The 13,754-nt window shown below is 44.5% G+C and carries 16 protein-coding genes; 10 read left to right on the forward strand and 6 right to left on the reverse strand.

The features are described from left to right. Positions 1-9: 9 nt before the first annotated feature. From mrdA to lipA, 9 genes are read left to right on the forward strand one after another with little or no spacing between them, the layout of a single operon-like run. The gene (mrdA, locus tag ACHZC4_RS09755) at positions 10-1,881 is read left to right on the forward strand and encodes a penicillin-binding protein 2 (protein ID WP_394753646.1); all 1,872 of its coding nucleotides are present in this window, start codon (positions 10-12) and stop codon (positions 1,879-1,881) included. Beyond that, positions 1,859-2,989 (forward strand): rod shape-determining protein RodA, encoded by a 1,131-nt coding sequence (rodA, locus tag ACHZC4_RS09760; protein ID WP_394753647.1) that lies wholly within the window; start codon positions 1,859-1,861, stop codon positions 2,987-2,989. The genes mrdA and rodA overlap by 23 nt, the downstream gene beginning before the upstream one ends. Position 2,990: 1 nt before the next feature. Further along, a complete protein-coding gene (gene mltB, locus ACHZC4_RS09765) occupies positions 2,991-3,983 on the forward strand; it encodes a lytic murein transglycosylase B (RefSeq protein ID WP_394753648.1) in 993 nt (330 codons plus the stop codon). After that, entirely contained in the window at positions 3,980-4,741 is a 762-nt protein-coding gene (locus tag ACHZC4_RS09770) for a septal ring lytic transglycosylase RlpA family protein (RefSeq protein WP_394753649.1), read from the forward strand. The genes mltB and ACHZC4_RS09770 overlap by 4 nt, the downstream gene beginning before the upstream one ends. Before the next feature lie 54 nt (positions 4,742-4,795). Then, the gene (locus ACHZC4_RS09775) at positions 4,796-6,019 is read left to right on the forward strand and encodes a D-alanyl-D-alanine carboxypeptidase family protein (protein WP_394753650.1); all 1,224 of its coding nucleotides are present in this window, start codon (positions 4,796-4,798) and stop codon (positions 6,017-6,019) included. Continuing rightward, the gene (locus ACHZC4_RS09780) at positions 6,009-6,851 is read left to right on the forward strand and encodes a D-amino acid aminotransferase (RefSeq protein ID WP_394753651.1); all 843 of its coding nucleotides are present in this window, start codon (positions 6,009-6,011) and stop codon (positions 6,849-6,851) included. Before ACHZC4_RS09775 ends, ACHZC4_RS09780 begins: the two co-directional genes overlap by 11 nt. Then, on the forward strand, positions 6,848-7,111 hold the full coding sequence (locus ACHZC4_RS09785) for a YbeD family protein (protein ID WP_394753653.1): 264 nt from the start codon (positions 6,848-6,850) through the stop codon (positions 7,109-7,111). Before ACHZC4_RS09780 ends, ACHZC4_RS09785 begins: the two co-directional genes overlap by 4 nt. A gap of 25 nt (positions 7,112-7,136) precedes the next feature. Next, on the forward strand, positions 7,137-7,742 hold the full coding sequence (gene lipB, locus ACHZC4_RS09790; protein WP_394753654.1) for a lipoyl(octanoyl) transferase LipB: 606 nt from the start codon (positions 7,137-7,139) through the stop codon (positions 7,740-7,742). Continuing rightward, complete coding sequence (gene lipA / locus ACHZC4_RS09795; RefSeq protein ID WP_394753655.1) at positions 7,739-8,698, forward strand: lipoyl synthase; 960 nt, start codon at positions 7,739-7,741, stop codon at positions 8,696-8,698. Before lipB ends, lipA begins: the two co-directional genes overlap by 4 nt. Positions 8,699-8,745: 47 nt before the next feature. Here lipA and ACHZC4_RS09800 read toward each other — a convergent pair whose 3' ends face one another. Genes ACHZC4_RS09800 through ACHZC4_RS09820 form a run of 5 tightly spaced genes read right to left on the reverse strand, consistent with a single transcriptional unit; the run spans position 8,746 to position 12,271 of the window. After that, positions 8,746-9,429, reverse strand: a complete 684-nt coding sequence (locus ACHZC4_RS09800) for a c-type cytochrome (protein WP_394753656.1) — start codon at positions 9,427-9,429, stop codon at positions 8,746-8,748. After that, a complete protein-coding gene (locus ACHZC4_RS09805) occupies positions 9,429-11,057 on the reverse strand; it encodes a b(o/a)3-type cytochrome-c oxidase subunit 1 (protein WP_394753657.1) in 1,629 nt (542 codons plus the stop codon). The genes ACHZC4_RS09800 and ACHZC4_RS09805 overlap by 1 nt, the downstream gene beginning before the upstream one ends. Further along, positions 11,050-11,676, reverse strand: a complete 627-nt coding sequence (locus ACHZC4_RS09810) for a cytochrome C oxidase subunit II (RefSeq protein WP_394753658.1) — start codon at positions 11,674-11,676, stop codon at positions 11,050-11,052. Before ACHZC4_RS09810 ends, ACHZC4_RS09805 begins: the two co-directional genes overlap by 8 nt. A gap of 8 nt (positions 11,677-11,684) precedes the next feature. Then, positions 11,685-11,837 carry a hypothetical protein gene (locus tag ACHZC4_RS09815; RefSeq protein WP_179210091.1) on the reverse strand — a complete coding sequence of 51 codons (153 nt, stop codon included), beginning with the start codon at positions 11,835-11,837 and terminating at the stop codon, positions 11,685-11,687. Positions 11,838-11,890: 53 nt separating this feature from the next. After that, positions 11,891-12,271, reverse strand: coding sequence for a DUF2934 domain-containing protein (locus ACHZC4_RS09820; protein ID WP_394753659.1), 381 nt, complete (start codon positions 12,269-12,271; stop codon positions 11,891-11,893). Positions 12,272-12,391: 120 nt separating this feature from the next. Here ACHZC4_RS09820 and fnr point away from each other — a divergent pair, with 120 nt between their 5' ends. Then, positions 12,392-13,153, forward strand: a complete 762-nt coding sequence (fnr, locus tag ACHZC4_RS09825) for a fumarate/nitrate reduction transcriptional regulator Fnr (protein ID WP_394753660.1) — start codon at positions 12,392-12,394, stop codon at positions 13,151-13,153. Between the two features lie 82 nt (positions 13,154-13,235). Here the strand turns inward: fnr and ACHZC4_RS09830 are convergent, their stop codons facing one another. After that, positions 13,236-13,385, reverse strand: a complete 150-nt coding sequence (locus tag ACHZC4_RS09830) for a hypothetical protein (RefSeq protein WP_394753661.1) — start codon at positions 13,383-13,385, stop codon at positions 13,236-13,238. Positions 13,386-13,754 lie beyond the last annotated feature (369 nt).

Here is a 13,754-nt window from a genome sequence, read left to right on the forward strand (position 1 = left end):
AAATTAGCCATGTCATCTCGTTCATACACCATGAGGGATAAGTTTCTGGAGGAACGTTTGTTTCTTAACCGGATAGTGAGCGCTTTTATTGCCATTACCGTGTTAACTTCCGGATTAATAGTGCGGCTGATCTATTTACAAATTGTCGGCCACATTCACTATGCAACCCTGGCAAAAGAAAACAGTATTAAAATTACACCGTTAGTACCTACACGCGGCATGATTTATGATCGCCACGGGCGCGTTCTGGCTGAAAACACCCAAACGTTTAAACTGGAAATAACCACAGATAAAATGGGCGACGATCCAGAAGCTCTCAACGACACCTTACTGCGACTGCAAAAACTACTCAACATTCCCGACGAAAAAATTGCGCAGTTCCATAAGCTTAAAATCCGGCAAAAACGCTTTGCTCCCACAACATTGCTAACCAACATGACCAATGAAGACATGGTGAAGTTTGCTGTGGTCAGGCCTTATTTTCCAGGCGTTGATATTAAAACCCATTTGGTCAGAAACTATCCTTTCAAGGATTTAACCGCCCATGTGGTTGGCTACGTAGGCCGCATTAACGAAAAAGACCTCAAATCCTTACCGGTGACAGAATACAGTGGCTCCACTTATATCGGTAAACTAGGTATTGAAAGCTCGTATGAAACCACCCTGCATGGCAAAACCGGTTATGCAGAAATGGAAACTAACGTGCAGGCACGCGAGCTTAAAACGCTAAATGAAGTCAATCCAATCGCGGGAGCAAATCTTTACCTTACCCTGGATATTGATTTACAAAAAACCGCTTACGATGCCTTAGACAAATTTAATGGCGCTGTCGTGGCCATAGACATTAAAACGGGCGGCGTACTTGTCTTTGTGAGTAGGCCCGGCTTTGATCCCAACCCTTTTGTCTCCGGCATCGGGAGCGACGAATATAAGGCATTAACTTCATTAGATGACCAACCGCTTTATAATCGGGCTTTACGTGGCTTGTATCCTCCAGGTTCTACGGTTAAACCGTTTATTGCTTTGGCCGGGCTTGAGTACAACGCCATTGGTAAACAACAACGCTTACATTGCCCAGGATTTTACCAATTACCCAATGATAAACATCGTTTCCGCGACTGGAAAAAATCCGGCCATGGCTCTGTGGGTATGAACGAAGCGATTACGCAATCGTGCGATGTTTACTTTTACCGTCTGGCCAATCTGCTCGGTATTGAACGTATGCATAATTTTATGCAAAAAATGGGTTTTGGTGAAAAAACCGGCATTGATCTTATGGGTGAAAAAGCGGGCGTATTCCCTTCCAAAGAATGGAAGCTTAAAGAAAAAAAGCAACGCTGGTATCCTGGAGAAACCTTAATTACCGGCATTGGCCAAGGTTTTAACCTAGTAACGCCCTTACAGCTGGCCAGAGCGACCGCAACGCTGGCTAACAAAGGCCATGTCGTCACGCCTTTTTTGGTCGATAAAATTGTATCCGCTAGCGCCACCACCAAAGGCCCGGAAATACATAAAGACGTGATTAATCTCAAGCCTGACAACATCAATAATATTATTTCAGCCATGGTTAACGTAGTACACAGCGCGCGCGGGACTGCAAAAGGCATCAGCCACGGCATCAACTATCATATTGCCGGAAAAACCGGTACTGCCCAGGTGTTTAATATTAAACAAGGTGCAAAATATAACGAAAGAAGCATAGGCTTTAAGCTGCATGACCATGCCTTGTTTATTTCATTTGCCCCAGCCGATAATCCCCAAATTGCCGTTGCCGTTATTGCCGAACACGGTGGGCACGGCGGTTCAGTGGCGGCTCCCATCGCAGCCAAAGTTATCAAGCAATATTTAGGAGACAATGGTGAGAACCGAAACACGCCATGAGCATTTTCGACAACCTTCGCTCATGGGCAATATCCTTAGAAGGCTGCATATCGACATCCCCTTATTTATCGCTCTGGTACTTACTTCGTTATTAAGTCTTTTCATCCTTTATAGCGCAGGTGGGCAGGATATGGGGGTATTATCCCGCCAAGCCACGCGTATGCTGATGGCTTTTAGCCTGATGATATTATTGGCACAAATTAATCCCAATCAATTTAAACGTTTTTCCGCTGGATTATTTGGTTTAGGTATTTTTTTACTGCTCGCCGTATTAATTATGGGTACCATTGGCAAAGGCGCACAACGCTGGCTGGATTTAGGCTTTTTCCGCTTTCAACCCTCAGAAATCATTAAAATCACCACGCCCATGATGATAGCCTGGTATCTGTCAGAACACCCTTTACCGCCTAAATCCAAGCATTTATTTACGGCTGTCCTGTTGATTATGATACCCACCTTATTAATCGCAAAACAGCCGGATTTGGGCACCGCCATATTAGTGGCCAGCGCTGGCGCGGGGGTATTATTTTTTGCGGGTTTATCCTGGCGGTTTATATTAAGCATTATTGGCGTACTGGCAGCTTTGGCACCTATTATTTGGCATTTTATGATTCCGTATCAGAAAGCACGGGTCATTACCTTGCTAAATCCGGAAGCTGATCCTTTAGGTAAGGGTTATCATATTATTCAGTCAAAAATCGCCATTGGCTCCGGTGGCATTTATGGCAAAGGTTGGACGGGCAGCACTCAATCCGAGCTCAATTTTTTACCTGAAAGCCATACCGACTTCATTTTTGCCGTGTTTGCTGAAGAATTCGGGCTTTTTGGCTGCTTAGGCTTATTGTCACTGTATTTGTTTATTATCGGACGCTGCCTGTATATTTCAGTGCAGGCACAAGATGTTTACTGCCGACTGTTAGCCAGTAGCTTGGCCTTTACTTTTTTTGTCTACGTTTTTGTTAATATTGGCATGGTTATCGGCATACTGCCTGTAGTGGGTGTTCCTTTGCCTTTAATCAGTTACGGCGGCACGTCAGCCGTTACCTTGCAATGTGGTTTTGGCATTTTGATGTCTATACACACCCATAGAAAACTTCTACCTCGTTAAAATGAAACTATCAAAATTTGTTTTTCGTAGCGCCTTGTGTTGCACCTATTTTATGCTGGCATCTTGTGCCAACTCGCCTAAACAACCTGATGCCATGACTAACTTTATTGAGCGCATGGCGACAAGTCATCAATTCAATAAAGCGGAACTGGAGGCATTGTTTCAAAATGTTGAGATAAAGCAGGAGATCATCAAGAAAATATCATCACCTGCCGAAGGCATGCCCTGGTATAAATACCGAAAAATATTTATGACCGATGCCCGCATTAATGCAGGCGTAAAATTCTGGCAGGACAACGCACAGGCCTTAGCAAAAGCAGAACAGCAATACGGTGTACCGGCACAAATTATCATTGCTATTTTAGGTGTTGAAACGCTTTATGGCCAAAAAACCGGCAACTACCGCGTGATTGATGCGTTATCTACACTCAGCTTTGCCTACCCGCCGCGTAGTCAATTTTTTGTGGGTGAATTAGAAAAATTTTTAGTGCTGTGCAAAAAAGACAATATTAGCCCATTAAATCCAACGGGTTCTTACGCGGGCGCTATGGGAATGCCGCAGTTCATGCCCAGCAGCTTTTTATCTTATGCCATTGATTTTAATAACGATAAACATGCAGACATTTGGCACACGCCAGAAGACGCTATCGCCAGTATTGCCAATTATTTGGCCAAACATCACTGGCAAGCCAATCAACCTATTGCTATACCGATAACAGCCAAAGATGAGCAATATAAAGCCAAACTTACCAAAGGCCTTAAGCCCGACTTAAGAATAGCTGAGTTAGAATCGGTCAACTTGACTCCATTGAGACCATTACCTTTAGACACCGAAGTAAAGCTACTTAGCTTTGAACAGCCACAGGGCAACGAGTTGTGGGCGGGATTGAACAATTTTTATGTCATTACCCGATATAACCACAGCCCCTTATACGCCATGGCGGTTTTTCAGTTAAGTGAATCTATCTTAAATAAAAAAGGTTCTTTCCCGTGAACAAATTAAAAGCCGTTGTTACCAGTGTTCTGTTATGTTTTATTTTCACCCACAGCCTAACCGCTCAAGCCTCTCGAAAAGATTACCATAGTACGCTAATTCCCCCCGCCTCTTCAGGCAATGTTCAATCCACCGGCTCTTCTGACCAAGACGGTTTCTTCCCCCGCTTCACTGGATACATCAAAAAAGGCGTAGCTTCCTGGTACGGCCCTGGATTTCAGGGTAAAAAAACCGCCACCGGCGAACGCTTTAATATGTACGCCATGACCGCCGCGCACAAAACTTTGCCTTTATCGTCTTACGCCGAAATTACCAACCCTGCCAATCACCGTAGCGTCATTGTCCGCATCAACGACAGAGGCCCTTTTCACGGCAACAGAATTTTAGATTTGTCTTATGCCGCTGCCAAAAAACTCGGCATTCACAGTAAAGGTGCCGGCTCTGTGGTAATTAAAGCCATAGGAAACCCACGTCATATTGCACAGAACGAACAACCCGACCCAACGCCTGAACAAAGTATTTATGTAAAAGTAGGCAGCTTCCCTAGCCAAAAATCAGCACAAGCTATGCAAAGTACAATTTCAGCGCAACATTTGCCCAAACCTAGCATCAAGCAAGCAAGTTATAAAAAATCCACGTTTTATACTGTACAAATCGGTCCTTTAAAATCAGAACAACACGCTGACCAACTGACTAACAAGCTGTTAAAAATAGGCATCAAAAATACACAATTTATGGCTTACGCCAAACAAATGTAAAAGCTCATGCTACAATATAGGGAATGTTTTACTTGAACTTTCCCTATAAAATTAATGATACTTGCTAAAAAATTTACCCGTATTTACCCTGTTTTATGCATTAGCTTACTGAGCTTTTCCATTCAGGCACTTTCGGAAGATACAAAACCCCTACCTATTGCCTCACCCCCTGCTGTAGTAGAAGATGCCAAGGTGATGACGCCTTCGTCACCTACCATAGCGGCCACCAGCCATATCTTGTTGGACTTTCACACCGGCAAGGTGATGGCAGAAAATAATGCCGATGCTAAACTGGCTCCGGCTAGCCTGACCAAGATTATGACCACCTACGTGGTGTTTAAAGAAATCGAAAGTGGCCGCCTGCATTTAGATGATGTCGCTACCGTTAGTGAAAAAGCCTGGAAAACCAGCGGTTCCAAAATGTTTGTTCAGGTTAACGACCGTGTCAAAGTGGAGGATTTGCTGCAAGGTGTGATTATTCAATCCGGTAACGATGCCAGTGTTACACTCGCAGAACACGTAGCGGGTGACGAAGCGACCTTTGCCCAGATGATGAACCAAAATGCCGAACGTCTGGGGATGATCAACACCCATTTTGAAAACAGCGACGGTTTACCAACTGAAAATCATTACACCACGGCACGTGATCTCAGCATTCTGACTCGCGCTCTGATTAAAGAATTTCCGCAATATTACAAATGGTTTTCTCAAAAAGAGTTTACCTACAACAAAATTACCCAACAAAACCGAAATTTATTGCTGTCGCGTGACGGTACAGTGGATGGCGTTAAAACGGGCCATACCGAAGAAGCGGGCTATTGCCTGGTTGCCTCTGCACTCAGGGATGACATGCGCCTTATTTCCATCGTTATGGGTACCAAAAGTCAAATGGCCAGAGCGGTCGAAAATCAAACACTACTGAATTACGGCTTCCGCTTCTTCGAATCACATCGTTTATACGAAGGCAAAAAAGCCTTAAACGAAGCCAGAATATGGAAAGGCCAAGAAAAAACCTTACCCTTGGGGTTAGCGGAAGATTTATATGTCACCGTGCCACGCCGCCATTACCAAGACTTAAAAGCCGCCGTGAATGTTGACAAAAAAATTCTTGCTCCCGTTAAAGCCGGCGACAAATTTGGTTCTGTCAATGTGACTTTAAAAGGCGAAGTCATTGCCAACAAGGATTTAATCGCACTGAAAGCCGTGGAAAAAGGCAGCATTTTTAGACGACTTACTGACAGCATGTTACAAATGATGGACAAATCAGATGACAAATAATACAGTTTATCTAAACGGGCACTATCTTCCTTTAAGCGACGCTAAAATATCGGTTATGGATCGCGGCTTCTTGTTTGGAGATGGTATTTATGAAGTCATTCCCTCTTATTTTGGACGCTTCTTCCATTTCGAAGCGCACATGGAGAGACTGGATAATAGCCTTGCCGCCATACGTTTGGCCAATCCTAATAGCCATAAAAAATGGCTGAAAATTTTATCGCCGCTATTAATCGGCACACAGGATCAATACGTTTACCTGCAAATCACTAGAGGCACTGCCCCTAAAAGAGACCATGGCTTTCCGGAAAACACTGTACCTACTGTGTTTGCCATGGGTTCGCCTATAGTACCTATGGCAGAGCGCGATACCGGTGTTAAAGTACTGACTATGCCGGATAGTCGATGGAAGCTGTGCAACACCAAAGCCATTACCTTGCTGGCCAATATTTTGCACCGCCAAGAAGCCATTGACCAAAACTGCGCAGAAGCCTTGTTAGTAAAAGATGGCTATGTTACAGAAGGTGCCGCCAGTAACGTGTTTGCAGTCATTGATGGCGTGTTAATGACGCCGCCCAAAAGCGCTGAAATATTGCCTGGCATTACCCGTGATGTCATTTTGGATTTGGCGCGAGAACATGGTATTCCCTGTAAAGAAGAGAGTTTCAGTTTGACAGCGCTACAAACTGCCAGCGAGATTTGGATCACCAGTTCTACCCGTGAAATCATACCTGTAGTTGAATGCGACGAACAAAAAGTTGGCGATGGTAAACCTGGCCCTATCTGGCACAAAATGAATCAACTGTTTCAAACTTACAAGCAATCATTAGCATGAGCGAAGAAACGCTGTTAGTGTTCCCGTGCGAATTTCCCATTAAAGCAATGGGCAAAGCGGATGTGGAACTTGATTTACTGGTGCTGGATATTGTCCGTCGCCATACTGATAGCGTTACGCAAGACCGTGTAAACACACGCCCCAGCAAAAACGGTACTTATGTTTCAATAACCGTTACTGTTACCGCCACCAGCAAGCCGCAATTGGATGCTATTTATCAAGATTTAAGTGGCCACCCGCATATTTTGATGGTTTTGTAGCGCCCCTTTCTGTATCGCCTAAGCAATGACTGCCATCCGCCATCTAGGCATCCAAGACTACGAACCCATCTGGCGCGACATGCAGCAATTCACTGTTAATCGCACACCTGAAACCGAAGATGAACTGTGGATAGTCGAACACCCACCTGTCTACACGCTAGGGCTGAGCGGCAAACGCGAACACTTATTAAATACCGGCAACATTCCCATCATTCAAAGCGATCGTGGCGGCCAAGTCACTTATCACGGCCCAGGCCAAGTCGTTATCTATACGCTGTTGGATTTAACCCGTTTAAAACTCAATATCCGCCAACTGGTTAGCCTGTTAGAACAAGCCATGATTGATGTCTTAAGCAGTTACGACATAGATTCCAAAGCCAGAGCCGATGCGCCCGGGGTGTATGTCGGCGCTAAAAAAATCGGCTCCATTGGCATCCGTATTAAAAAAAACTGTAGTTATCATGGATTAAGCCTTAATAACAATATGGATTTACGCCCGTTTTCTGGCATTAACCCGTGCGGCTATGCGGATCTAAAAGTCACGCAACTGGCCGATCTAGGTATAATTATAAATACTGGCGAACTTGCCAACCAAGTTGCCCACGCACTCATTAAGGCGTTAAACACATGACTTATCAAGCACCCTCGCGTTCTACACCGCAATCGCATCAGCGTAATAGCGAAAAACTGTCGCGCATACCCATTAAAGTGGAACAGCCGGAAACCGTGTTACGTAAACCCGAATGGATACGCGTAAAAGTCTCGGCCAGCAGCGAAATTACCCGCATAAAACAACTGCTACGCCAATACGAATTACACACGGTTTGCGAAGAAGCCGCCTGCCCTAATCTCGCTGAATGTTTTAATCACGGTACAGCGACTTTTATGATTATGGGTGATTTATGTACACGGCGCTGCCCGTTTTGTGATGTCGCGCACGGCAAACCGTTGCCCTTAGATGCCAATGAACCGCAACATCTGGCCGATGCCATCAGTGCAATGGCATTGAAATATGTGGTGATTACTTCAGTGGATCGTGATGATTTACGCGATGGCGGCGCGGGCCATTTTGCAGACTGCATCAATAAGATTCGCCAACAAAGCCCAGCAACTAAAATAGAAGTTTTAGTGCCTGATTTTCGTGGCCGTATTGAAAAAGCCATTAATATTCTGGCGCAAGCACCGTGTGACGTGTTTAATCACAATCTGGAAACTGTACCCAGATTGTATAAACAAGTGCGTCCGGGGTCTGATTACTTGGGTTCATTGGATTTACTGCGCCAATATAAGCAAGTTTTGCCAGATGTACCGACTAAATCCGGATTAATGCTGGGTGTCGGTGAAGAACCCGAAGAAGTCCATCAAGTGATGAAAGATTTGCTGGCGCATGGTGCATCTATGCTAACTTTAGGTCAGTATTTGCAACCCAGTAAAGTGCATTTACCGGTTAAAGAATACATAACGCCGCAACAATTTGATGATTACGCTGCAATGGCAACCGCATTAGGCTTTAAGCAAGTTGCCAGTGCGCCAATGGTTCGGTCGTCTTATCATGCTGATCTTCAGGCTAAATCGATCATAACGTGAACGAAGAACAAACGTTTCATACTTTCTATGAACAAAAATAACAGCCGCTATTGAATATTTTGATAATAACGCGCCAGCGCCTTAATTTCATTATCTTTGAGCTGCTTGGCAATTAAGCGCATACGACTGTAAATATCATTGTGACGCTGATCGTTTTTATAAGCCATTAGCGTGCGTTCAAAATAATCTGCGTGTTGCCCCGCCAAACTTGGAATATCCATCTTTTCGCCTTGGCCATTAGCCCCATGGCAGACAAAACAAGGCGGCAAAATGCGCTTACCATCACCTTCTTTTGCCATTTTTTCGGCAATAGCAAGCTTCTCATTATTAGCCGTTTTCTGTTTCGGTGCTGGCAACCACGCATACCACGCCGCCAAATCAGCAGCATCCTGCTCGGTTAAACCCTTGGCGATTGAAGTCATCGAATCATTGCTACGATCACCGTTAAAATAATCACGCAACTGTTTAAACGTATAATTCGCCACTTGACCTGCTAATGCGGGGATTGCCGGGATAGTTTCATCATCAACAACCTCGGCTGGCATACCTTGCCCAAATTCACCATGACAAGACTTACAAGACTCCGCCAGACTCTTGCCTTTTTCAACATTGCCTTGCTTGACCAAGCTCAAGGCTTCCGTCGTCCAGGCAACTTGCGACCCCGATTCAACAGCAAACCCAAAAACAGGAACAGCCAGTGCCGCCAGTAATACAAGCATTCGTGTCATCATCAATATCCCCAGCCCGGTGAACCAAAAGTATCCATAAAAAAGAACTGCAAGATAGGCACACCAAAACTGATCAGCATCAATACGGCAATCACCCGATTCCAGAGTTTAAAATCATTAAGATATTCGGGCAGCTCTTTAACAGGATGGATAGGCTCGGCATATTCAACTTGTTGTGTAAATGCTCCTGTGGGTGCTGGAGCTATGTGCGTTTTGGCCAGGTTGTAGATAAACAAACACGCCGAACCCAACAGAATTAAGCCTCCAAATATCATGGCCAGTTCGTAGGGTTTCCAGGCCAAAGTCAGCAAGGTGTTATACACCACACTGGAAATACGCCGTGGTTGTCCTAGTAATCCCAGGACATGCCAAGGCGTGGTTAAAATACCCATGCCAATAAACCACGTCCATAACTGAATTAATGCCATTGAATTGGAAAACAACGGCTTTTGCACAAGCATCGGCCATAAATAATAAGCAATCGCAAAGTACATGATGACGGTCGTGCCGGCAAAAATCAGGTGAAAATGGCCTGATACCCAAGCGGTATTGTGTATCATTGCATTCATGGCGTAACTGGCATTAATCACCCCACCAAAGCCACCAAGAATCAGCATCAACAACGACAAAATGACCGCCAGTACCATCGGGTTACTCCAAGGCAAGCACCCTATCCAGCCGAACAAGCCTTTACCGCCCCGTAAGCGCCCGGCAACCTCCAGAGAGGCAATCACGGTAAAGCCGGTTACCAAGGTCGGAATGGAGACGACAAACGTGCCAATGCCGTGCAATAATTTCCAGCCCTTCGCTTGCTCAGGATCCATATACAGATGGTGGAAGCCGATGGGTAGAGAGAATACCGCCAACACGATAAACGCGCCTCTCGCCGCTTCATCACTAAACAAAAATCCACCCGCTTGTTTGGGAACAAACACGTAAAAGGCCGTGTAAGCAGGGATCAGCCAAAAATACACGATGGGATGTAACGTCCAGGCAAATAAGGTCCTGGCCAAGCCCGGATCAACCGTATCAATCCAGCCCAATGCCAGCGGTATCGCCTGAAACAACACTTCTAATGCAACACCTGCACTCGCCCACAACCACAATAAGGCATTAGCCGTGGTGGCAAACATAGCCAAAGGCACGGGTTGTTTAGGATGGGCTTGCTTCCATTGATTGAACATCACCACCATGATGCCACACCAGATCCATGAGCCGACAATCAGTAATGTCGCCCCAAAGTAAAACGCAACATGCGCCTGAATCGGCAAATAAAAGGTGTACAGAACAGACGCATTACCCGTCAGTAGCGGAATAGCCGCCATCACCGTACCCAATAAAGAAATCCAGAAGCCAGACCAGGCCAGCGTGTTATTCCATACCGGTACTTTTAAACTGGTGGTAGCGGTGTAATAACCGAAACCCATAATAAAGAAAGTGGTTAATACAAAGCCCATCAACACCCCGTGGGTACTGACCGAGGCAAAATACACAGTGGGGGAATCGAGCGCGGGAATCAAACCGCTGCGTTCCAGCACCTGATATTCGCCCATAAAACAAGCCACAATAAAGGCTATAAAAGCCACCCATAAATGGCTTAATGCCAGCTTTCGCTCTGCTGCATCATTCATTGTTTGATTCCTTTTTGGCAGCGGCAATATTCGAAGGTACAATCCAGTCTTCTTTGGCAACCACAGAAATATTGCTCCACATGTGATTATGTCCTAAGCCGCAATATTCATTACATAACACCGGATATTCACCGGGTTTGGGAAACGAGGTGGTTATTTCTGCGACATAACCCGGCACAATCATGGTACTCATATTGGTCATCGGGATATGTACGCCGTGTAATACATCCATACTCACCCAGCGGAACGTTATTTTGGTTTCTGCCGGAACGGCAATATGTTTAGGGAAAAACGAATACCGACCTGCCACCATGCGGACGACAATGTCACCCTTGGCGTCAAGTTGCACGCCCAAATTGCTTTCTGCAAACTCTTTGCTTAAATGCAGCTTGGCAGAATCAATGGTTTCAACCTTACTGGGTGGGTTAACCCCATGAAAAAAAGCATCAATGGTAATGATAGCCACCAAAAGGCTGACAACCAGTAGTGAGATATTGATCCATTTTCGCTCCAGCTGTTCGACATGGATCGAGCGCAATTGAAGATAAAAATCCTTAATAAAATCGGTACATTGGCCTGTTAAGGCATGACATTTTTTGACAATCGTTTCGGTTTGCATGATTAAACCTAATTGATTATGCCGCGTGGAATAAACACGCCAAAGTATAAAAACAACCAACCGATAACCATACTACCCACAACTGCCGCCATCAACGCAAACGTACCGACAGGTGAGCTTTCGAGAATACGTTGACGTTCTTCTTCGCTTATTTTATTCATGATTCCCACTAACACTATTAACAACGTAAAATATCTAGTAAATTTCCCTCCGGTCATCGACACCATTCCGCAATCAATTTCCGGCATTCAGCCCGCCATTGACAACCATCGCGTTCATGACAATTTGTAAAATACTCAGAGCGGAAGCAGGGGTTCTGGTAAGTTATATTTTGAATGGCCTGAACCAGGTCTATTTCCAGGGTGATATTTTCAGCGCCTTTAACACCAACCGACCTTGCCAACTGCTGCAAACCCAAAAGGGTTATGGTGCCATCTTCTTCAACAGCAGATAGATAGCGTGCAATTTGAGTTTTCACATATTCATTTTCAGCAATCTGCCCGTCATCCAGCGCCTTATCGTGGGCAAAATGTGCGACTTCTGCCCTGTAATAAGCAGTTTCCGAAATCCATTGATGAAATGTTATGTTTTTCATGATCTGATATAAATCCAGGTGAATTGAATACAAGCAAACTCAGCGCTACCCGTTTTTCGATACCTCATTCACTTTATAGCGCGACTACTATATAGTAGCGATTTGATGATACCTTGATCTATGTCAATAGAAGGAAAAACAGTGGAATCCAACGTACACAAGATTTCTTGCCCGGATTGCAGGCTGTCTGAGTTATGCTTGCCTTACGGGTTACAACAAAAGGAAGTACAGCAACTGGCGACCATCGTTAAAAGCAAACGCCCCATTCACTCAAATGAATACCTTTATCTTCAAGGTGATGCGTGTTTAAACCTCTATGCGGTTAAATCGGGTTCTTTTCGCAGTTTTATAACAGATGACGATGGCAGCGAACAAACCATAGGTTTTTATCTACCTGGCGAATTAATGGGATTGGATGCATTGCAGCATGGCCGATCTACCTGCACTATTATTGCATTGGAAACCAGCACGGTTTGTGAACTCCCATTATCCCGCCTCAATGAACTGTGCAGCCAAATACCCAACCTGCAACACCAAATGATGCGGGTTTTAGGAAAAGAAATCACTTCCGACCATGACAAAATAATCATGCTTAGCCATCGCACAGCCAAAGAAAAAATCGCCACATTTTTATTGTTATTGTCACGCAGGTACGCAGGCCTGGGCTTTTCCAGCACAGAATTTAACTTAACCATGAGCCGCCAGGACATTGCTAATTTCCTGGGGTTATCGAACGAGACAGTGAGCCGTCAATTTACCGAGTTAAACAAAGACGGCGTTATTACCGTCAAGCAACGTGGCATTCAAATCAACAATATGGCATCCCTCAAGGGCATTGTTAAGCCTTGTCTACCTGATGATCAATTGTCTTTTATTGCCTGACAGAATCATTCACAAGCGACCAACACAGTGAGAAACAGCCTTGCTGCTTCTCACCAACCGCTCATAAGCCCTAATAATGGGGTTATTCAGCTGTATTATTTTGGGTATGCTTATAACCGGTCACCTTGTCTGCCTGAGCCCCACCTTGCATCTTACCTGCATCGGCATCTACACACGCTGCCAAGCTAACAACAGCGGTCAATAACAATAATAATTGGCTTATAGTTTTCATAATATTCTCTCGTGCATAATTTAAATATCTGTCTTCTTAATCTTGGCTTAGATAACAAGTAGACTCAACAGCCTCTATCGGCTGGTGATCATTCTCACATTCTTGCTAAATCCTAAATTGATATATATCAATTTTGCTTCAACTAGCTTCCCACAGATTCAAACTCAAAAATTCTTACATAAATTATTGGCCTTATTCATTTTCATCAAATTGCACAAATGCCGATATAAGTAAGCCATTGACAACACCCATAAAAGTACAGATTTCGACTTTTGCACATCCAAAATAGTCTGTTTTTTACAAAACACAGGTTATTCACAAGCCATTTTCTTAACACATCTACTTGATGTCCAATATAATAAATAAATA

The organism is Crenothrix sp., assembly GCF_043729335.1.
Taxonomy (GTDB): Bacteria; Pseudomonadota; Gammaproteobacteria; order Methylococcales; family Methylomonadaceae; genus Crenothrix.